This is a genomic window from Pseudomonas sp. GW821-FHT02A08 (genome assembly GCF_059422045.1).
This window is the reverse complement of record NZ_JBWKWD010000016.1, coordinates 48,855-70,342: the sequence shown is the minus strand read 5'-3', so window position 1 is coordinate 70,342 and position 21,488 is coordinate 48,855. Positions and strand designations below refer to the sequence as shown.

13 protein-coding genes are annotated in these 21,488 nt (G+C 62.2%); 9 read left to right on the top strand and 4 right to left on the bottom strand.

The window, feature by feature from the left end:
* Positions 1-11: 11 nt before the first annotated feature.
* Complete coding sequence (locus AC07W4_RS13660; RefSeq protein WP_495032792.1) at positions 12-1,241, bottom strand: acyl-CoA dehydrogenase; 1,230 nt, start codon at positions 1,239-1,241, stop codon at positions 12-14.
* A gap of 164 nt (positions 1,242-1,405) precedes the next feature.
* Here AC07W4_RS13660 and AC07W4_RS13655 point away from each other — a divergent pair, with 164 nt between their 5' ends.
* From AC07W4_RS13655 to AC07W4_RS13645, 3 genes are all read left to right on the top strand, one after another.
* Positions 1,406-2,335, top strand: coding sequence for a LysR family transcriptional regulator (locus tag AC07W4_RS13655; RefSeq protein ID WP_008053617.1), 930 nt, complete (start codon positions 1,406-1,408; stop codon positions 2,333-2,335).
* 235 nt (positions 2,336-2,570) lie between these two features.
* Positions 2,571-2,972, top strand: coding sequence for a MerR family transcriptional regulator (locus AC07W4_RS13650; RefSeq protein WP_495032791.1), 402 nt, complete (start codon positions 2,571-2,573; stop codon positions 2,970-2,972).
* Positions 2,973-3,115: 143 nt separating this feature from the next.
* Positions 3,116-4,015: a hydroxymethylglutaryl-CoA lyase gene (locus tag AC07W4_RS13645; RefSeq protein ID WP_495032790.1), complete on the top strand. Its 900-nt coding sequence runs from the start codon at positions 3,116-3,118 to the stop codon at positions 4,013-4,015.
* A gap of 683 nt (positions 4,016-4,698) precedes the next feature.
* Here AC07W4_RS13645 and AC07W4_RS13640 read toward each other — a convergent pair.
* On the bottom strand, positions 4,699-6,396 hold the full coding sequence (locus AC07W4_RS13640; RefSeq protein ID WP_495032789.1) for an AMP-binding protein: 1,698 nt from the start codon (positions 6,394-6,396) through the stop codon (positions 4,699-4,701).
* A gap of 293 nt (positions 6,397-6,689) precedes the next feature.
* Between AC07W4_RS13640 and AC07W4_RS13635 the strand changes: the two genes are divergently transcribed.
* From AC07W4_RS13635 to AC07W4_RS13620, 4 genes are all read left to right on the top strand, one after another.
* Positions 6,690-7,853, top strand: a complete 1,164-nt coding sequence (locus tag AC07W4_RS13635; protein ID WP_150735206.1) for an isovaleryl-CoA dehydrogenase — start codon at positions 6,690-6,692, stop codon at positions 7,851-7,853.
* A gap of 12 nt (positions 7,854-7,865) precedes the next feature.
* Entirely contained in the window at positions 7,866-9,473 is a 1,608-nt protein-coding gene (locus tag AC07W4_RS13630; protein ID WP_495032788.1) for a carboxyl transferase domain-containing protein, read from the top strand.
* A 114-nt stretch (positions 9,474-9,587) separates the two neighbouring features.
* Positions 9,588-10,403, top strand: coding sequence for a gamma-carboxygeranoyl-CoA hydratase (locus tag AC07W4_RS13625; RefSeq protein ID WP_008053631.1), 816 nt, complete (start codon positions 9,588-9,590; stop codon positions 10,401-10,403).
* Positions 10,403-12,358, top strand: a complete 1,956-nt coding sequence (locus AC07W4_RS13620; RefSeq protein ID WP_495032787.1) for an acetyl/propionyl/methylcrotonyl-CoA carboxylase subunit alpha — start codon at positions 10,403-10,405, stop codon at positions 12,356-12,358. The genes AC07W4_RS13625 and AC07W4_RS13620 overlap by 1 nt, the downstream gene beginning before the upstream one ends.
* A 39-nt stretch (positions 12,359-12,397) precedes the next feature.
* Here AC07W4_RS13620 and AC07W4_RS13615 read toward each other — a convergent pair whose 3' ends face one another.
* Complete coding sequence (locus AC07W4_RS13615; protein ID WP_495032786.1) at positions 12,398-13,045, bottom strand: LexA family protein; 648 nt, start codon at positions 13,043-13,045, stop codon at positions 12,398-12,400.
* Positions 13,046-13,174: 129 nt separating this feature from the next.
* Here AC07W4_RS13615 and AC07W4_RS13610 point away from each other — a divergent pair, with 129 nt between their 5' ends.
* Positions 13,175-13,516 carry a DUF6124 family protein gene (locus AC07W4_RS13610; protein WP_495032785.1) on the top strand — a complete coding sequence of 114 codons (342 nt, stop codon included), beginning with the start codon at positions 13,175-13,177 and terminating at the stop codon, positions 13,514-13,516.
* A 421-nt stretch (positions 13,517-13,937) separates the two neighbouring features.
* Here AC07W4_RS13610 and AC07W4_RS13605 read toward each other — a convergent pair whose 3' ends face one another.
* Entirely contained in the window at positions 13,938-14,540 is a 603-nt protein-coding gene (locus AC07W4_RS13605) for a class I SAM-dependent methyltransferase (RefSeq protein ID WP_103395442.1), read from the bottom strand.
* Between the two features lie 398 nt (positions 14,541-14,938).
* On the opposite strand from AC07W4_RS13605, the gene AC07W4_RS13600 reads away from it, so the two are divergent.
* A complete protein-coding gene (locus AC07W4_RS13600) occupies positions 14,939-21,472 on the top strand; it encodes a beta strand repeat-containing protein (protein WP_495032784.1) in 6,534 nt (2,177 codons plus the stop codon).
* The last annotated feature ends 16 nt before the right edge of the window (positions 21,473-21,488 follow it).

Sequence of the window (21,488 nt, the reverse complement as noted above, 5' to 3'; positions counted from 1 at the left end):
CTTTTTTTCAATTAATTCCCGCTACGCATCATTTCTTTCGGCACATATTTGCCGATTTCGAACTTGCCGATCGCCGCACGGTGCACTTCGTCCGGGCCGTCGGCCAGGCGCAGGGTGCGCTGCATCGCGTACATGTAGGCCAGCGGGAAATCGTTGGAAACCCCTGCCCCGCCATGGATCTGGATCGCCCGGTCGATCACCCGCAACGCCACGTTCGGCGCCACGACCTTGATCTGCGCGATCTCGCTTTTCGCCACTTTGTTGCCGACGGTGTCCATCATGTAGGCCGCTTTCAATGTCAGCAGGCGTGCCATGTCGATTTCCATCCGCGAGTCGGCGATCTTGTCGATGTTGCCGCCCAGGCGCGCCAGCGGCTTGCCGAACGCCGTGCGGCTCACCGAGCGCTTGCACATCAGTTCCAGTGCGCGCTCGGCCATACCGATCGAACGCATGCAGTGGTGAATCCGGCCCGGGCCAAGGCGACCTTGAGCGATTTCGAAGCCGCGTCCTTCGCCCAGCAGGACGTTTTCGTACGGTACCCGGACATTTTCAAACAGCACTTCGGCGTGACCGTGAGGCGCATCGTCGTAACCGAACACCGGCAGCGGACGCACGATCTTCACACCAGGCGCATCCACCGGCACCAGAATCATCGAGTGCTGGGCGTGACGAGGCGCATCTGGATTGCTCAGTCCCATGAAGATCAGGATTTTGCAGCGCGGGTCGCAAGCACCCGAGGTCCACCACTTCTTGCCGTTGATCACCCACTCGTCGCCATCGCGCACGGCACGGGCGGCCATGTTGGTAGCGTCGGAGGATGCGACATCCGGTTCGGTCATGGCGAATGCCGAGCGGATCTCGCCGCGCAGCAAGGGTTCGAGCCAGCGTTGTTTCTGCTCTTCGTTGGCGTAACGCACCAGCACCTCCATGTTGCCGGTGTCGGGTGCCGAGCAGTTGAACGGTTCTGGTCCCAGCAACGAGCGGCCCATGATTTCCGCCAGTGGCGCGTATTCGAGGTTGGTCAGGCCTGCACCCAGTTCGGACTCAGGCAGAAACAAATTCCACAGGCCTTCGGCCTTGGCCTTGAGTTTGAGTTCTTCCATGATCGCGGTCGGCTGCCAGCGATCGCCCTCGGCGACCTGACGCTCGAACACGGCTTCGGCGGGATAGACGTAGGTGTCCATGAACGCTGTTACGCGCTCACGCAGTTCCTGAACCTTGGGCGAATAAGCGAAATCCATGAGCGAGATACCTTCTTGGGGGAGGTTGTTTAGGTCATGTATCGATGCTAGAACAGCGTTGATAATTTACCTAGCCTATTCTCGGCGTGTATAAACATTCATCACCGATATATGATCGGCTGATCGTCACGGTCAGTCCGCCCACACAATAAGAGAGCCGCGTAATGAATCTGAGCAAGGTCGATCTCAACCTTTTCATCGTCTTCGACGCGATCTACACCGAAGCCAACCTGACCCGTGCCGGGCAGATTGTGGGCATTACCCAGCCTGCGGTGTCGAACGCCCTGGCCCGGTTGCGCGAGACCTTCAACGACCCGCTGTTCGTACGCACCGCCCAAGGCATGGTGCCCACGCCCATGGCGCAGAACATCATCGGCCCGGTGCGCAACGCACTCTCGCTGCTGCGCGTGTCGGTGCAGGAAAGCCGTATTTTCAACCCCCAGCAAGCGGTCAAGACCTACCGCATCAGCATGACCGACCTGACCGAAGCGGTGATCCTGCCGCCGCTGTTCCAGCGCCTGCGCCGCCTGGCGCCGACGGTGATCATCGAAAGCTTCCTGTCCAAACGCCGCGAAACCACCAAGGAACTGGCCGCCGGTCGCCTCGACTTCGCGGTGGATGCGCCGCTCAACACCGACCCGCAGGTGCGTCACGTCAAATTGATGGAGGACCGCTATGTGTGCGCCATGCGCAAGGGGCATCCGCTGGCGGGCAAGGAGAAACTCACGCTGGACGATTACCTGGGCCTGACCCACATCCATATTTCCAGCCGACGCAGTGGCCTCGGCTATGTCGACCTGGCGCTGGGCAAGATGGGCATCCAGCGCAAGATCGCCCTGCGCTCCCAGCATTACCTGATGGCCTCGCAAGTGTTGCAGCAGACCGACATGGTCATGACCGTGCCGGAACGCTTCGCCCGCCGTAACGACCTGCATGCCTTTTATCTGCCGGTCAACGATGTGCCGCCGGTGGAAACCCACCTTTACTGGCACGAAAGCACCGACCAGGACCCGGCAAACCGCTGGATGCGCGAGCAGATGATCGAGCTGTGCCAGCAGGTGACGGCGCAGGAGAAAAAGCTCGAGAAGGTGTAAAGGCGTTACACCGCGTTATCGTTCTTCGTCGGAACGCCGCCCGGAGCAAGCCCGCTCCCACATTGGATCTTCAGTGGACACAATACTTGTGCCCTGCACAGATCCCTGTGGGAGCGGGCTTGCTCCGGGCGGCGTTCCGACGAAGGGGCCAGCAAGAACACTGAAAATTCACACCGCTTGACGTAAACGTCAACCTGCCATTAGCTTAGCGCCATGACCTTTTGCGAGCGCGCCCATGAGCAACCAGACCTACAGCATTTCCGACCTCGCCCGCGAGCTCGACATCACCACCCGCGCCATTCGCTTTTATGAAGAGCAAGGCCTGCTCAGCCCCGAGCGCCGTGGCCAGGAACGCATTTACTCGCCCCGCGACAAGGTCAGCCTGAAGCTGATCCTGCGGGGCAAGCGCATCGGTTTCTCCCTGGCCGAATGCCGCGAGCTGATCGAGCTCTACGACCCGTCCAGCGGTAACACCAAACAGTTGCACAGCATGCTGGCGAAAATCAGCGAGCGCCGGGAGCAGCTTGAACAGCAAATGCTCGACATCGAACAGATGAAACTGGAGCTCGATACTGCCGAAGAGCGCTGCGTGCAGGCGCTGGAGCAGACGCTCAAAGGCCAGGAATCGATTCAGTAACCTGCGCAAATCATGTGTGGGAGCGGGCTTGCTCGCGAAAGCGTCGGGTCAGTCGACATAAGTGTTGAATGAAAAACCGCATTCGCGAGCAAGCCCGCTCCCACATTAGATCCCCGCTCACCATGACTACAGGTGAATCTCTTATGTCCCTCCCCACCCACGTACGCATTGTCGAAGTCGGCCCACGCGACGGCCTGCAAAATGAAGCCCGGCCCATCAGTGTTACCGACAAGGTGCAACTGGTCGACGCACTGACCGCAGCCGGGCTCGGCTATATAGAAGTCGGCAGTTTCGTTTCGCCCAAGTGGGTGCCGCAGATGGCCGGCTCCGCCGAGGTCTTCGCGCAGATCCAGCGCAAAACCGGTGTGGTCTACGGCGCGCTCGCCCCCAACCTGCGCGGTTTCGAAGATGCCCTCGCCGCCGGGGTCAAGGAAGTGGCCGTATTCGCCGCGGCGTCCGAGGCGTTCTCCCAGCGCAACATCAATTGCTCGATCAGTGAAAGCCTGGAGCGTTTCGCGCCGATCATGGACGCCGCCAGACAACATGGGGTGACCGTGCGCGGGTATGTGTCCTGCGTGCTGGGCTGCCCCTATGAAGGTAACGTCGCCCCCGAGCAGGTTGCCGTGGTCGCCCGCGAGCTTTATGCCATGGGCTGCTACGAGGTCTCGCTGGGGGACACCATCGGCACCGGCACCGCTGGCGCCACCCGCAGGATGTTTGAAGTGGTATCGAAGGATGTGCCCCGGGAGAAACTGGCAGGTCACTTCCACGACACCTACGGCCAGGCTGTGGCCAACATCTACGCCAGCCTGCTGGAAGGCATCTCGGTGTTCGACAGCTCCATCGCAGGTCTCGGCGGCTGCCCCTATGCCAAGGGCGCCAGCGGTAACGTCGCCACCGAAGACGTGGTTTACCTGCTCAACGGCCTGGGCATCGACACCGGAATCGACCTTGAAGCCTTGATGCTCGCCGGCCAGCAGATTTGCACAGTTTTGGGTCGCCCTACCGGTTCCCGCGTGGCCAAGGCCCGCAGCGCACAGTGAGTGCGCTGAGTGTGTCCGGGTGTTACCGCTGCGTCTGAAACGTGGGCGCAGGCGAGTAACACGGAAACAAAATGTAGGGTTTTGCCTGAGGCGAAAAACCCTACAAATCTGTAAATAGCTGATTTTAAAGGACTTTATAAAGTTGGCATGCCTCCTGCTATATCTATCGCACAACAAGAATAAAAAAATTGTGGCAAACCTAATAAAAACAAGACGTAACGACTCTGACATAACAAAAACAACACGGCAGAGACGCAGCTAACAGATTTTTTTGGAGAAGATGTGCTTTTCAGGGTGCTTTTCGGAGTTACCCGCAACCAGACAGAGAATAATAAAACTACCTTCAGGTAGCTCCCGTACTGGTTGGATCGCTCAGCGAGAAAGTAGATCAGCGCTCAAAAAAATACGTTTGCTCTTGATCCCGAATGGGGATCGCCAAAAACAGCGGTAAAGGGCAACGGTTGCCAAAAACAAAAACAGACCGACCCTCAATAATAAAAAAAGAGCACGCGCAACGAAATTAAAGGGGAGCTTCGGCTCCCCTTTGTGCTGTCTGGCGTTCAGGTTTTCCTCGATCAAAACTGTGGGAGCGGGCTTGCTCGCGAAGGCGGCGCTTCAGTCAATACATGTATCAACTGATCCGACGCTTTCGCGAGCAAGCCCGCTCCCACATTGGGTTGTGCTCAGGCTTTGTTGATGCGCAACTCCTCGATACTGATCTCGCGCATCCGGAATTTCTGAATCTTGCCAGTCACCGTCATCGGAAACTCCTCGACGAACTTGAAGTAGCGCGGCGTCTTGAAGTGGGCGATGCGCTCCTTGCACCAGGCTTGCAGTTCTTGCTCGGTGGCGCTATGGCCAGGATGGAACTTGATCCAGGCGACGATCTCTTCGCCGTAGCGCGAGCACGGAATCCCTATCACCTGCACATCCGCAACGGCCGGATGGGTGAAGAAAAACTCTTCCAGCTCCCGCGGGTAAATATTCTCGCCGCCCCGGATAATCATGTCCTTGTTGCGCCCGGCAATGCACACGTAACCCTCGTCGTTCATGCTCGCCAGGTCGCCGGTGTGCATCCAGCCTGCCTGATCGATGGCTTGTGCGGTGCCTTCGGGGTTATTCCAGTAACCCAGCATCACGCTGTAACCACGAGTGCACAGCTCACCGATGGTGCCGCGCGGCACCAGGTTGCCCGCTTCGTCGATGATCTTGCTTTCAAGCTGCGGCTGGGTACGGCCGACGGTGGTCACGCGCAGTTCCAGGTCGTCTGACGGACCGGTCTGCAACGACACCGGACTGGTTTCCGTCATGCCGTAGGCAATCTGCACTTCGCTCATGTGCATTTCGCTGATGACCCGGCGCATCACTTCGATAGGACAGGTCGCGCCCGCCATGATCCCGGTGCGCAGGCTCGACAGATCGAATTCGGCACGTTGTGGTTGATCGAGCATGGCGATGAACATGGTCGGCACGCCGTACAGCGCCGTGGCTTTTTCGTCAGCCACAGTGCCGAGGGTCAGCAACGGATCGAATGCGTCGTTTGGATAAATCATCGTGCTGCCATGGGTGATGCAACCGAGGTTGCCCATGACCATGCCGAAGCAGTGATACAACGGTACCGGGATCACCAGGCGATCGGCTACCGTCAGCCCCAGGCTTTCACCGACCATGTAGCCGTTGTTGAGAATGTTGTAGTGACTGAGGGTCGCGCCCTTGGGGAACCCGGTGGTGCCGGAGGTGTACTGGATATTCACCGGCTGATCGAAATGCAGGCTGTCCTGGCGCTCATGCAACTGCTCGGCCGTGACGCCGCCAGCCAGATCGGCCAGTTGCGACCATGGCAGGAAGCCAGATGGCGGCTGCGCATCCAGGCTGATGACGCCACGCAACTCCGGCAATCGCTCGCTGTGCAACTTGCCGATGGATTGCTCGGCCAACTCCGGCACCAGCCCTTGCAGCATCGCGTGATAGTTCGAGGACTTGAAGGCCCCGGCGCACACCAGCCATTGGCAGCCTGATTGCTTCAGTACGTATTCGAGTTCGGAACTGCGATAGGCGGGGTTGATGTTGACCAGGATCACGCCAATTTTCGCGGTGGCAATCTGGCTGATGCACCACTGCGCACAGTTCGGAGCCCAGATACCGAGGCGGTCCCCGGCTTGCAGCCCCAGCGCCAGCAGTGCTCTGGCGTGCAGGTCCGCAGCCTCGGCCAATTGCCGCCAGGTGTAACGCAGCTGCTGATGGCGCACCACCAGCGCCTCCCCGTCCGGGTACTGCGCAACCGTGTTGTCGAACGCCTGGCCGATGGTCATCGCCAGCAAGGCTTTGTCCTGGGTACCACGGGTGTAACTACGTTGCGGGCTTGCACTGGGTTGATCCATGACGACCCCTATTGTCTTTATTTATGGGCTACCGGCGGTCTCTTGTGGGAGCGGGCTTGCTCGCGAAAGCGGCGTATCAGACAACATGAATGTCGACTGACAGGACGCCTTCGCGAGCAAGCCCGCTCCCACAGAATGGGTCCGCGTTCTATCTTGAACTGGCTCTACTCTCGCTCAAGTTGACGTTAACGTAAAGGGTGATTGACAGCCATTCGTCACAGGCTTACGTTAACGTAAAGGTGAGAACCGAATCACGGTCCTCCCCACCCGACAAAAAAGCCAAAAGGTGACCCATGAGCTATCCATCCCTGAACTTTGCCCTCGGTGAAACCATCGACATGCTGCGCGATCAGGTTCAGTCCTTCGTCGCCAAGGAGATCGCCCCGCGCGCCGCTCAGATCGACATCGACAACCTGTTCCCCGCCGACCTGTGGCGCAAATTCGGCGACATGGGTCTGCTGGGCATTACTGTGCCGGAAGAGTACGGCGGTGCCGGCCTGGGTTACCTGGCTCACGTGGTGGCCATGGAAGAAATCAGCCGTGGCTCGGCCTCGGTGGCCTTGTCCTACGGCGCCCACTCCAACCTGTGCGTCAACCAGATCAACCGCAACGGTAACCACGAACAGAAATCCAGGTACCTGCCCAAGCTGATCAGCGGTGAACACATCGGCGCCCTGGCCATGAGCGAGCCGAATGCCGGTTCCGACGTGGTGTCGATGAAACTGCGCGCCGACAAACGCGGCGACAAGTATGTGCTCAACGGCAGCAAGACCTGGATCACCAACGGTCCGGACGCCAACACCTACGTGATCTACGCCAAGACCGACCTGGAAAAGGGCCCCCACGGCATCACCGCCTTCATCGTCGAGCGCGACTGGAAAGGCTTCAGCCGCAGCAACAAGTTCGACAAGCTCGGCATGCGCGGTTCGAACACCTGCGAGCTGTTTTTCGATGACGTCGAAGTGCCGGAAGAAAACATCCTCGGCGTGCTCAATGGCGGCGTGAAAGTACTGATGAGCGGCCTCGACTACGAGCGCGTCGTGCTCTCGGGCGGCCCGACCGGGATCATGCAGGCGTGCATGGACCTGATCGTGCCGTACATCCACGACCGCAAGCAGTTCGGCCAAAGCATCGGTGAGTTCCAGCTGATCCAGGGCAAGGTCGCCGACATGTACACCCAACTCAACGCCAGCCGCGCCTACCTGTACGCCGTGGCCCAGGCTTGCGAGCGCGGCGAAACCACGCGCAAGGACGCCGCCGGCGTGATCCTCTACAGCGCCGAACGCGCCACGCAAATGGCCCTCGACGCGATCCAGATTCTCGGCGGCAACGGCTACATCAATGAATTTCCGGCCGGTCGTCTGCTGCGTGACGCCAAGCTGTACGAAATCGGCGCGGGCACCAGTGAGATCCGTCGCATGCTGATCGGTCGCGAACTGTTCAACGAAACCCGCTAAACGGAGCTGTCCATGGCTACCCTGCATACCCAGCTCAACCCCCGTTCAGCGGAGTTCGCCACCAACAGCGCGGCGATGCTCAAGCAAGTCGACGCGTTGCACACCCTGCTCGCCCAAGTGGCGCAAGGTGGCGGCCCGAAGGCTCAGGAACGCCACACCTCGCGGGGCAAACTGCTGCCTCGCGAGCGCATCAACCGCCTGCTCGATCCGGGTTCGCCGTTTCTGGAGATCAGCCAACTGGCGGCGTACGAGGTGTATGGCGAAGACGTCCCCGCCGCTGGCGTGATTGCCGGGATCGGCCGTGTGGAAGGCGTCGAATGCATGATCGTCGCCAACGATGCCACTGTAAAAGGTGGCTCGTATTACCCCCTGACGGTGAAAAAACACCTGCGCGCCCAGACCATCGCCCAGCAGAACCGCCTGCCGTGCATCTATCTGGTGGACTCGGGCGGCGCCAACTTGCCGCGCCAGGATGAAGTGTTTCCGGACCGCGAGCACTTCGGGCGGATCTTCTTCAATCAGGCCAACATGAGCGCAATGGGCATCCCGCAGATTGCCGTGGTCATGGGTTCCTGCACCGCTGGCGGCGCCTATGTACCGGCGATGGCCGACGAAGCGATCATGGTCCGCGAGCAGGCGACCATCTTCCTCGCCGGCCCTCCGCTGGTGAAGGCCGCGACCGGTGAAGTGGTCAGCGCCGAAGACCTCGGCGGGGCCGATGTGCACTGCAAGATTTCCGGTGTAGCCGACCATTACGCCGAGAGCGACGAACACGCCCTGGCCCTGGCGCGCCGCAGTGTCGCCAACCTCAACTGGCGCAAGCTGGGTGAGGTTCAGCAACGCGCTCCGGTCGCCCCGCTGTACGGCAGCGACGAGTTGTACGGCGTGGTCCCGGCCGACGCCAAGCAACCCTTTGACGTGCGTGAAGTGATTGCGCGGCTGGTGGATGGTTCGGTGTTCGACGAGTTCAAGGCGCTGTTCGGGACAACGCTGGTCTGCGGTTTTGCTTACCTGCACGGGTACCCGATCGCGATCCTCGCCAACAACGGCATTCTTTTCGCTGAAGCGGCGCAGAAAGGCGCGCACTTCATTGAACTGGCGTGCCAGCGCGGCATTCCGTTGTTGTTCCTGCAAAACATCACCGGCTTCATGGTCGGCCAGAAGTACGAGGCCGGCGGCATCGCCAAGCACGGCGCAAAACTGGTGACCGCCGTGGCTTGCGCCAAAGTGCCGAAGTTCACCGTGATCATCGGCGGCAGTTTCGGTGCCGGTAACTACGGCATGTGCGGTCGCGCCTACGACCCGCGCTTTTTGTGGATGTGGCCGAATGCGCGCATTGGCGTGATGGGCGCCGAACAGGCGGCCGGCGTGCTGGTGCAGGTCAAGCGCGAACAGGCCGAACGCGGTGGCCATGGTTTCAGTGCCGAGCAGGAGGCCGAGATCAAGCAACCGATCCTCGACCAGTATGAAGAACAGGGTCACCCCTATTATTCCAGCGCGCGCCTGTGGGACGACGGTGTCATCGACCCGGCCCAGACCCGCGACGTACTGGCCCTGGCCTTGTCCGCGTCGTTGAACGCGCCAATCGAACCGAGCCGCTTCGGCGTGTTCCGGATGTGATTTTCTGTGGGAGCGGGCTTGCTCGCGAAGGATCCACCGCGGTTCATCCGATGCACCGCGTTATCGTTCTTCGCGAGCAAGCCCGCTCCCACAAGGACCGTGGAGACGGACACTATGAGCGACTTCAACACCCTCGAACTGCTGAGCGATCCAAGGGGTTTTGCGACTCTCTGGCTCAGCCGCGAAGAAAAGAACAACGCGTTCAACGCACAGATGATCCGCGAGCTGATCCTTGCCCTCGATAAAGTCGCGAGCGATGCCAGCCTGCGGTTTCTGATCGTGCGCGGTCGCGGCAAGCATTTCAGCGCCGGCGCCGATCTGGCCTGGATGCAGCAATCGGCCGAGCTCGATTACGCCACCAACCTCGATGACGCCCGGGAACTGGCGGAGTTGATGTACAACCTGGCCAAACTGAAAATTCCGACCCTGGCGGTGGTGCAAGGCGCAGCCTTTGGTGGCGCATTGGGCCTGATCAGTTGCTGCGACATGGCCATCGGCGCCGATGATGCGCAGTTCTGCCTGTCCGAAGTGCGCATCGGCCTGGCCCCGGCCGTGATCAGCCCGTTCGTGGTGCAAGCCATCGGCGAGCGTGCGACCCGTCGCTATGCCTTGACCGCTGAGCGCTTCGGCGGGCAACGGGCACGGGAAATCGGTTTGTTGTCGGAGAGCTATGCAAGTGCCGAGCTGGAACAGAAAGTCGAGCAATGGATCGACAATCTACTGCTTAACAGTCCGGCCGCGATGCGCGCCAGCAAGGACCTGTTGCGCGAAGTCGGCGACGGCTCACTGACCCCGGCATTGCGCCGCTACACCGAAAACGCCATCGCCCGCATCCGCGTCAGCCCCGAAGGCCAGGAAGGCCTGCGCGCCTTTCTGCAAAAGCGTCCGCCGAGCTGGCAAGCCGAAACCACCACCAAGGAGCCCCGTTGATGAGCGCACCTGTCCTCACCACCCTGCTGGTGGCCAACCGTGGCGAAATCGCTTGCCGGGTGATGCGTACCGCCAAGGCCCTGGGCCTGACCACCGTGGCCGTGCACAGCGCCACCGACCGAGACGCCCGGCACAGCCGCGAAGCCGACATTCGGGTTGATCTCGGTGGCAGCAAAGCCGCCGACAGCTATCTGCAGATCGACAAACTGATCGCCGCCGCCAAAGTCAGCGGCGCCCAGGCGATTCACCCCGGCTACGGCTTTCTGTCGGAGAACGCCGGGTTCGCCCGCGCCATCGAAAACGCCGGCCTGATCTTCCTCGGTCCGCCCGCCTCGGCCATCGACGCCATGGGCAGCAAGTCCGCCGCCAAAGCCTTGATGGAGACCGCCGGCGTGCCGCTGGTGCCCGGTTATCACGGCGAAGCCCAGGACCTGGAAACCTTCCGCGCCGCCTGCGAACGCATCGGCTACCCGGTGCTGCTCAAGGCCACGGCCGGGGGCGGCGGCAAAGGCATGAAAGTGGTCGAGGACGTCAGCCAACTGGCCGAAGCCCTGGCCTCGGCCCAGCGTGAGGCGCAATCGTCGTTCGGCGACTCGCGGATGCTGGTGGAGAAATACCTGCTCAAGCCACGTCACGTGGAAATCCAGGTGTTCGCCGACCAGCACGGCAACTGCCTGTACCTCAACGAACGTGACTGCTCGATTCAGCGCCGTCACCAGAAAGTCGTCGAAGAAGCGCCGGCACCTGGCCTGAGCCCGGAGCTGCGGCGTGCCATGGGTGAGGCCGCCGTGCGTTCGGCGCAGGCCATCGGTTATGTCGGTGCCGGCACCGTGGAGTTTCTGCTGGATGCGCGGGGCGAGTTCTTCTTCATGGAGATGAACACCCGCCTGCAAGTCGAACACCCGGTCACCGAAGCCATCACCGGCCTTGACCTGGTGGCCTGGCAGATTCGCGTAGCCCGCGGCGAAGCATTGCCGATGACTCAGGATCAGGTGCCGCTGGTGGGCCACGCGATCGAAGTGCGGCTGTATGCCGAAGACCCGGGCAACGATTTCCTGCCGGCGACCGGTCGTCTGGAGTTGTATCGCGAATCCGCCCAAGGGCCAGGGCGTCGAGTGGACAGCGGCGTTGAAGAAGGCGACGAGATCTCGCCGTTCTACGACCCGATGCTCGGCAAGTTGATTGCCTGGGGCGAAGACCGTGAACAGGCGCGCTTGCGCCTGCTGAGCATGCTCGACGAATTTGCCATCGGCGGGTTGAAGACCAACATCAATTTCCTGCGACGCATCATCGGCCACCCGGCATTTGCCGCTGCCGAACTCGATACCGGCTTCATTCCGCGCTATCAGGAACAGTTGCTGCCGACGCCAGCGCAACTCAGCGACGATTTCTGGCAAGCCGCCGCCCAGGCGTTTGCCCAGAGCCAGCCACATGCAACCCGCGCCGATGACCCGAGTTCACCGTGGGCGGCGCGTAATGGCCTGCGTGCCGGTTTGCCGAGAGAAATCACCCTTCACTTGAGCTGTGAAGGCCAGGACCGGGCGCTGACCCTGGGCGACATCAATGCCCACAGCGCTCGGCTCAATGGCGAGCAACTGCTGACCGAGCAGGCCGGTGTGCGCCGTCAACACCGCGCAATACGCCGTGGCGATTACGTGTATTTGCAGTGGGATGGCGAGTTGCACCGCATCGAGTCTTACGACCCGATCAGCGCCGTCGAGGCCAGCCACAGCCATCAGGGCGGGCTGACCGCCCCCATGAACGGCAGCATCGTGCGCGTGCTGGTGGAGGCCGGGCAATCGGTCGAAGCCGGAGCGCAATTGGTGGTGCTGGAAGCGATGAAGATGGAGCACAGCATTCGCGCGCCCCATGCCGGGGTGATCAAGGCGCTGTATTGCCAGGAAGGCGAGATGGTCAGCGAAGGCAGTGCGCTGGTCGAACTGGAAGAAGCGTGAAATGAAGATCGGTCCTGCGCATCGCGAGGACCGATCTGATCAGAACCTGGCTGTTGCCTGAACCACTACACCGATGATTCGACACTCTTCGGTGTACAAGGCTTTCGGATACGTCGGATTGAGCGGGACCAGGTAACGCTGCCCGCCCTCTTCGATGAGCTTGCGGAACGTGGCTTCGGCGCTGTCCGGCCACTGGGCGATGACCAGTTTGCCAGGCTCGGCGTCTACCGCAGGGTCCACCAGAATCAGCATGCCTTCCGGGATGCTCATGCCATTGGGTGCGGTCATCGCATCGCCTGCCACTTTCAACCAGAATGCCGGCCCCCGGGCGTGGTAATCGGACAGTTCAAAGTGCCCTTTTCCGTACGCCGGGACCTCGCCGTCGCGCACTTCGACAGGTTCGCGCCAATCACTGACCGGATAGCGGAAGTACGGGTTGTACTTCTGTGTCAGGGGAATTTCGTCGTCCGTTGACGCCTGCGGTTCCCGGATCACCAGCGCCACTTCGAGAAACTCAAGGCCCAGTGCCCGCAGCACGCGGTTCATGTCTTCGATGCCGGGTTCACGACGTTTGTTGAGCCAGTGACCAATGCCGCCCTGGGACATCCCGAGGCGCTCGGCGAGTATCTCTTGAGTGATTTTGAGTTCACTCATCTTGGCCTTGACCAATTCAATCCATTTATCCATGTGCGGCACGATACGTGGGCGACTCCGACCATCAAAACACAAATTGTAGTATTTAAATTATCGTCACAAATACAATTCGTATTAGGATCGATTCACGGATCTGAATCTACCACGGAGCTTGCCATCGCCATGAACCCACCCACCAATGACCGCCCGGACATGCAAATCGACAGCACCTTCACCTCGCCCCTGGACTCTGCGGCGGCACAACGCGCGCTGGACTATTACTTGAAACCAGCTATTTCAGAGGAAGTGTCCGAGCCGCGTTTTTTTGATGTGAACCGCAATATCAGCGGCGAAGAGGCGCTGGTTCATGCCCTGGACCTGTTGCGCTGTGCTGCCGCCACCGCGCACGAGTCAGCCAGTCACCTGCAAGGCGCAAGCCGCGACCTGGCGTTTTCGACGGTGCACATGATCGACATGGCCAAGGCGATGGTCGACCGATCGCTGGAGAAATATGAAAACGGTTGAGGTGAGAAGGCAAATCGAGAGGACAGGAAAGAATTTTTCTGTCGGGCAGGTAAAAATGTTTGACTTGCAAACGAGAATGATTATTATTGCACCAACTGGTCGCGAGATCAGTCGATGGACCAGGTGACCTTAGGTCGGTCTCCTGGACTATCTCCTCATCAGGCTAATCACGGTTTTTGACCCGGCTTTTTGCCGGGTCTTTTTTTGTCCGCAGCATCCCGTATTTTTCCGAAAGACATAAATTGTACGGCGCTTGCTACTTAGTATCTTTGCGCAGCGTCCTCCCTTGTGGCCATTCAGTAACTCAATGATTCCATTGGGAAATACTGTGGCAGGACAAGCCATCCCGATGCGTCCTGACCCGCAAAATCTGCCCGGATGAAGGCGGGCCCTGCATGCCGGGCCCGCGGTTCAGCATGGCTCAGGAAGGGAAATGCTGGTTGGCGATCGCCACCACTTCCTGCTCGGAGATCGGCGCAAGTGCCGCCACCGCCCAAAGATCATAGGCCGGATGGGCACGCTGGATCGGCAGCACCATGTCGAAGCCGGCCGCTTGCAGGGAGCCGGTCAGGACCTTCTTGGTGAAACCGCAACGGTGCGCCATGAACACGTTGCCGTTGGCCATGGCCGGGCGATGGCCGTAGAGGATGTCGATAGGCGCGATCGGGCCGGCCGGTGAAAGGTAGGCCTCGTCGGTCAGCTTGTCTTCGGCCACCAGTGCGCACACCGATTGCAGGTCCGGGCAAGTGATGATCACGAAGCCGCCAGGCTTGAGGACGCGCTTGAACTCCGCCAGGGCTACCGGCACTTCATGGGGATAGAGATGCTCGATGTTGTGGCTGGAGAACAGCGCATCCACCGAAGCGTCCTTGACCTGGGACATGTCGGTCATGGTGCCGACGATGTCCGGGTTGACACTCTCATCGATATCGAAGCGCAGCTCCTGCCACTGCTCCGAGGCGAAGCCCTTGGTCGTGCTGTTCTTGCTCTTTGGACCGCAACCTACATGGAGGAAGGTTTTCACAATCAGTTACTCGATCAAGGCCCTTGCCGGATGGCAAAAGGGGGAATGGGGGCATGTTCCGCTGGCCAATGCCTGCCAACGGACGCCCGCGCACACTAGGGGAAGTGCTGGGCAAGGGTCAAGGTCATGGCAGTACAACGGCGTACCGATTGGTCAGCTCGCAAAGAATGGCGGAAACCCAAGATAGTGGCTATATGATATCTACCCATTACTATCCGAGCCTATAAAACGAAGACTTTTTATAACTAAAAGTTTAAAAAAGGCAAAAAGCCATCAAAAAGATTCTTAATGTTTTTACCGAATGTGTCGCTAATGACACGAGGGCTACCAAATTTCCGCCCAAGGCTACGGCGACAACGCTGGCAGCGCCGTAAATGACCCCTATACAGGATGCGTCCATGAGCTTTATTTCTTCGTTGACCCCAGCGCAAGTCGCTGCCCTGAGTACAACCACCATTGCTGGGCTTGCGACCCAGGATATTGCCGCCTTGAGCACCGCTCAGATCGCCGTGATGACCACTGCGCAGATCGCGGTCATCACCACGCCGAACATTGCCGTGCTTTCGACCGTGCAGGTACCGGCACTGACGACTGCGCAGGTCGTAGCCCTGACCACCGCTCAGGTCACCGCACTGAAAACCACGCAGATCGCCGCGCTGACGACTACGCAAGTCGCTGCCTTCGAAACGACGGATATCGCTGCGCTGCCCGTTGCCTCGCTCACCAGCCTGACCACGGCCCAGACTGCCGCTCTGACCACCGCACAGGTTGTCGCCCTGACCACTGCCCAGGTTGCCGCGCTGAAAACCACGCAAGTCGCAGCGCTGACCACCACGCAAGTGGCGGCCATGCAGGTCGCCGATGTCGCCGCGCTGACCACGGCCAGCGTCGTGGCCCTGACCACCGCTCAGGTGGCGGCGCTGACCACTGCCCAGGTCGCAGCGCTGACCCCGACCCAGATCGGTGCTCTGGAAACCGCCGACGTGGCCGCCTTGACCACGGCTCAAGTAGTGGCCCTGACCACCGCCCAGGTCGCCGCGCTGAAAACCACACAGATCGCTGCCTTGACCACCACCCAGGTGGCGGCCATCGAAACCGCTGACATCGCCGCCTTGCCAGTGGCCAGCATCGCCGCGCTGACCACCGCGCAGACCGCTGCCCTGACCACCGCCCAGGTCGTGGCCCTTACCACCGCCCAGGTGGCCGCGCTGAAACCGGCCCAGGTGGCTGCACTGACCACCACGCAAGTGGCGGCCATGCAGGCTGCCGATGTCGCTGCACTGACCACCGCTGACGTTGTCGCCCTGACCACCGCCCAGGTCGCGGCATTGACCACCGCGCAGATCGCGGCACTGAAACCGACCCAGATCAGTGCCATGGAAACCGCCGACGTGGCCGCCTTGACCACCGCTCAGGTGGTGGCCCTGACCACCGCCCAGGTGGCTGCACTGACCACCGCGCAAGTGGCTGCCTTGACCACCACGCAAGTGGCAGCCATCGAAACCGCTGACATCGCCGCCTTGCCAGTGGCCAGCGTTGCCGCCCTGACTACCGCCCAGGCCGCTGCCCTGACTACCGCCCAGGTCGTGGCCCTCACCACCGCCCAGGTGGCCGCGCTGAAACCGGCCCAAGTGGCTGCACTGACCACCACGCAAGTGGCGGCCATGCAGGCTGCCGATGTCGCAGCGCTGACCACCGCCAGCGTCGTGGCCCTGACCACCGCTCAGGTCGCGGCACTGACCACCGCCCAGGTCGCAGCACTGACCCCGGTTCAGATCGCTGCTATGGAAACCGCTGACGTGGCGGCATTGACTACCGCTCAGGTGGTGGCGTTGACCACCGCTCAAGTGGCAGCCCTGACCACCGCGCAAGTGGCGGCCATGACCACCGCGCAAGTGGCGGCCATCGAAACTGCCGATATCGGCGCATTGACCACCGCTGGTGTCGTCGCCTTGACCACTGCCCAGGTCGCGGCACTGACCACCGCCCAGGTGGCGGCGCTGAAACCGACCCAGATCAGCGCCCTGCAGACTGTCGATGTCGCGGCGTTGACCACCGCCCAGGTCGTGGCCCTGACCACCGCCCAGGTGGTGGCACTGACTACCGCGCAAGTGGCTGCTTTGACCACTACCCAAGTGGCGGCCATGGAAACTGCCGATGTCGGCGCCCTGACTGCCGCTCAACTGGTAGCCTTGACTACCGCCCAGGTCGCGGCACTGACCACGGCACAAGTGGCGGCACTGAAACCGACCCAGATCAGCGCCCTGGAAACCGCCGACGTGGCCGCCTTGACCACCGCTCAGGTGGTGGCCCTGACCACCGCTCAAGTCGCGGCACTGACCACCGCGCAAGTGGCTGCCTTGACCACCACGCAAGTGGCAGCCATTGAAACCGCTGACATCGCTGCCTTGCCAGTGACCAGCGTCGCCGCCCTGACCACCGCGCAGGCCGCTGCCCTGACCACCGCCCAGGTCGTGGCCCTCACCACCGCCCAGGTGGCCGCGCTGAAGCCGGCCCAAGTGGCTGCACTGACCACCACGCAAGTGGCGGCCATGCAGGCTGCCGATGTCGCCGCGCTGACCACCGCCAGCGTCGTGGCCCTGACCACCGCTCAGGTCGCGGCGCTGACCACCGCCCAGGTCGCAGCGCTGACCCCGGCTCAGATCGCTGCTATGGAAACCGCTGACGTGGCGGCATTGACTACCGCTCAGGTGGTGGCGTTGACCACCGCTCAGGTGGCAGCACTGACCACCGCGCAGGTGGCTGCTTTGACCACCACGCAAGTGGCGGCCATTGAAACCGCTGATATCAGTGCGTTGACCAGCGCCGGTGTCGTGGCCCTGACCACTGCCCAGGTCGCGGCACTGACCACCGCTCAGGTGGCGGCGCTGAAACCGACCCAGATCAGCGCCATGCAGACTGTCGATGTCGCGGCGTTGACCACCGCCCAGGTCGTGGCCTTGACCACCGCCCAGGTGGCGGCACTGACCACCGCGCAAGTGGCTGCTTTGACCACCACGCAAGTGGCGGCCATCGAAACCGCTGACATCGCTGCCTTGCCAGCGACCAGCGTTGCGGCCCTGACCACCGCGCAGACCGCTGCCCTGACCACCGCCCAAGTCGTGGCATTGACCACTGCCCAGGTGGCCGCGCTGAAACCGGCCCAGGTGGCTGCCCTGACCACCACGCAAGTGGCGGCCATGGAAACTGCCGACGTCGGCGCGCTGACTTCTGCGCAACTGGTAGCGTTGACCACTGCCCAGGTCGCGGCACTGACCACGGCACAAGTGGCGGCACTGAAGCCGACCCAGATCAGCGCCCTGGAAACCGCCGACGTGGCCGTTTTGACCACGGCTCAGGTGGTGGCCCTGACCACCGCCCAGGTGGCGGCACTGACCACCGCGCAAGTGGCTGCTTTGACCACCACGCAAGTGGCGGCCATCGAAACCGCTGACATCGCTGCCTTGCCAGTGGCCAGCGTCGCCGCGCTGACCACCGCGCAGACCGCTGCCCTGACCACCGCTCAGGTCGTGGCCCTGACCACCGCCCAGGTGGCCGCGCTGAAGCCGACCCAGGTGGCTGCCCTGACCACCACGCAAGTGGCGGCCATGGAAACCGCCGATGTCGGCGCGCTGACTTCTGCCCAACTGGTAGCGTTGACCACCGCCCAGGTCGCGGCACTGACCACGGCACAAGTGGCAGCACTGAAACCGACCCAGATCAGCGCCCTGGAAACCGCCGACGTGGCCGCCTTGACCACCGCTCAGGTGGTGGCCCTGACCACCGCCCAGGTGGCTGCACTGACCACCGTGCAAGTGGCTGCCTTGACCACCACGCAAGTGGCGGCCATCGAAACCGCTGACATCGCCGCCTTGCCAGCGACCAGCGTTGCCGCCCTGACCACCGCGCAGGCTGCTGCCCTGACCACCGCTCAGGTGGTGGCCCTGACCACCGCCCAGGTGGCCGCACTGAAGCCGGCCCAAGTGGCTGCACTGACCACCACGCAAGTGGCGGCCATGCAGGCTGCCGATGTCGCAGCGCTGACCACCGCCAGCGTCGTGGCCCTGACCACCGCTCAGGTCGCGGCACTGACCACCGCCCAGGTCGCAGCACTGACCCCGGTTCAGATCGCTGCTATGGAAACCGCTGACGTGGCGGCACTGACTACCGCTCAGGTGGTGGCGTTGAGCACCGCTCAGGTGGCAGCACTGACCACCGCACAAGTGGCTGCGTTGACCACCACGCAAGTGGCGGCCATCGAAACCGCTGATATCGGTGCGTTGACCAGCGCTGGTGTCGTGGCCCTGACCACTGCCCAGGTCGCGGCACTGACCACCGCCCAGGTGGCCGCGCTGAAACCGACCCAGATCAGCGCCCTGCAGACTGTCGATGTCGCGGCGTTGACCACCGCCCAGGTCGTGGCCCTGACCACCGCCCAGGTGGCGGCACTGACTACCGCGCAAGTGGCTGCCTTGACCACCACGCAAGTGGCGGCCATGGAAACCGCTGACATCGCCGCCTTGCCAGTGGCCAGCGTTGCGGCCCTGACCACCGCGCAGACCGCTGCCCTGACCACCGCCCAAGTCGTGGCATTGACCACTGCCCAGGTGGCCGCGCTGAAACCGGCCCAGGTGGCTGCCCTGACCACCACGCAAGTGGCGGCCATGGAAACTGCCGATGTCGGCGCGCTGACTTCTGCCCAACTGGTAGCGTTGACCACTGCCCAGGTCGCGGCACTGACCACCGCTCAGGTGGCGGCGCTGAAACCGACCCAGATCAGCGCCCTGGAAACCGCCGACGTGGCCGCCCTGACCACGGCTCAGGTGGTGGCCTTGACCACTGCCCAGGTGGCGGCACTGACCACCGCGCAAGTGGCTGCTTTGACCACCACGCAAGTGGCGGCCATCGAAACCGCTGACATCGCCGCCTTGCCAGCGACCAGCGTTGCCGCCTTGACCACCGCGCAGACCGCTGCCCTGACCACCGCCCAGGTCGTGGCATTGACCACTGCCCAGGTGGCCGCGCTGAAACCGGCCCAGGTGGCTGCCCTGACCACCACGCAAGTGGCGGCCATGGAAACTGCCGATGTTGCCGCACTGACTACCGCCAGCGTCGTGGCCCTGACCACCGCCCAGGTGGCGGCGCTGACCACCGCCCAGGTGGCAGCCCTGAAGCCGACCCAGATCAGCGCCCTGGAAACCGCCGATGTGGCCGCCTTGACCACGGCCCAGGTCGTGGCACTGAGCACCGCCCAGGTGACGGCACTGACCGCCACCCAGGTGGCCGCCCTGACCACCACGCAAGTGGCGGCCATGGAAACTGCCGATGTCGGCGTCTTGACTGCCACTCAACTGGCAGCCTTGACCACCGCCCAGGTCGCGGCTCTGACCACGGCACAAGTGGCTGCACTGAAACCGACCCAGATCAGCGCCCTGGAAACCGCCGATGTCGCAGCGCTGACCACCGCCCAGGTCGTGGCCCTGACCACCGCTCAGGTGGCGGCCTTGACCACCGCCCAAACGGCGGCATTGACCACCACGCAAGTGGCGGCCTTTGAAACGGCGGACATCGCCGCGCTGACAGTGACCGACACTGCAAGCCTGACCACTGCGCAGACTGCTGCCCTGACCACCGCCCAGGTAGTTGCCCTGACCACCGCCCAAGTGGCGGCGCTGAAGGTGACCCAGATCGCAGCCCTGACCACCACGCAAGTGGCGGCCATGGAAACCGCCGATATCGGCGCGCTGACTTCTGCCCAACTGGTAGCGTTGACCACAGCCCAGGTCGCGGCCCTGACCACGGCGCAGATCGCGGCCTTCAAGCCGACCCAGATCAGCGCCCTGGAAACCGCCGATGTAGCAGCCCTGACCACCGCGCAGATCGTGGCGATCGAAACCACCGACATGGCGGCGTTGACCACGGCACAAGTCGCGGCCCTCACCACGGCGCAAGCCGCAGTGCTGACCACGGCGCAACTGTCGCACCTGTCGATGACCCAGGTCGATTCGTTCACCACCGCGCAACTGCAGGCGATGACCGCCACCCAGATCGACGCACTGGCCCTGTCCACACCGCTGGTCCTGGACCTCAACGGCGATGGCGTGCAGACCACCCACCTGAGCAACGGCGTCAAGTTCGACCTCAATGCCGACGGCCACAAGGAAGCCACCGGCTGGACCGCTGGCGGTGATGGCCTGCTGGCGCTCGACCTCAATGGCGATGGCCAGGTCAACGATGGCTCCGAGCTGTTCGGTTCCTCGTTCCGCCTGCCGGACGGTTCGCTGGCCAAAGACGGTTTCGAGGCACTCGTCAGCCTGGACAGCAACCATGACGGCGCGGTCAACGGCGCTGACCAGCTGTTCGCGTCGCTGCAAGTCTGGGTCGATGCCAACAACGATGGCGTCAGTGACAAGGGCGAGATGCACACCCTCAAGGAGCTGGGCATCACCCAGTTCAATCTGGATGTGGCCAAGACCGCCGAGCTCAACCACGGCAACCTGATCGGCCTCGACAGCAGCTACGAAACCAGCGATGGCCAGAGCCATACGATCGCCGACGTCTGGTTCCGCACCGACGCCAATGGTAATCAGTCCCTGGACCTGACCAAGCTGGATTCGCCGACAGTCGATGCCCACTCCCTGGGTGCCATCGATCTGGCAGCGGACGGCGGCAAGGCCAGCGTACTGACCGTCGATGCCGAGGCAGTTGCCAAGCTCGGCCAGGCTGGCCAGGTGGATGTGGCCAGCGGTGCCGCGGCACCGGTGCAGATGATCATCGACGGTGACCACAACGACACGGTCAACATCACTGGCAACAGTGGCGAGTGGCAGGCGGCAGGGACCACCACAGTCGATGGCGCCAGCTACAACGTGTTCAACGACGGTGACGTCCAGTTGTTGGTCGCAACCGACGTGCAGACTTGGATTCACTGAGTTTCAGTGGTAAACC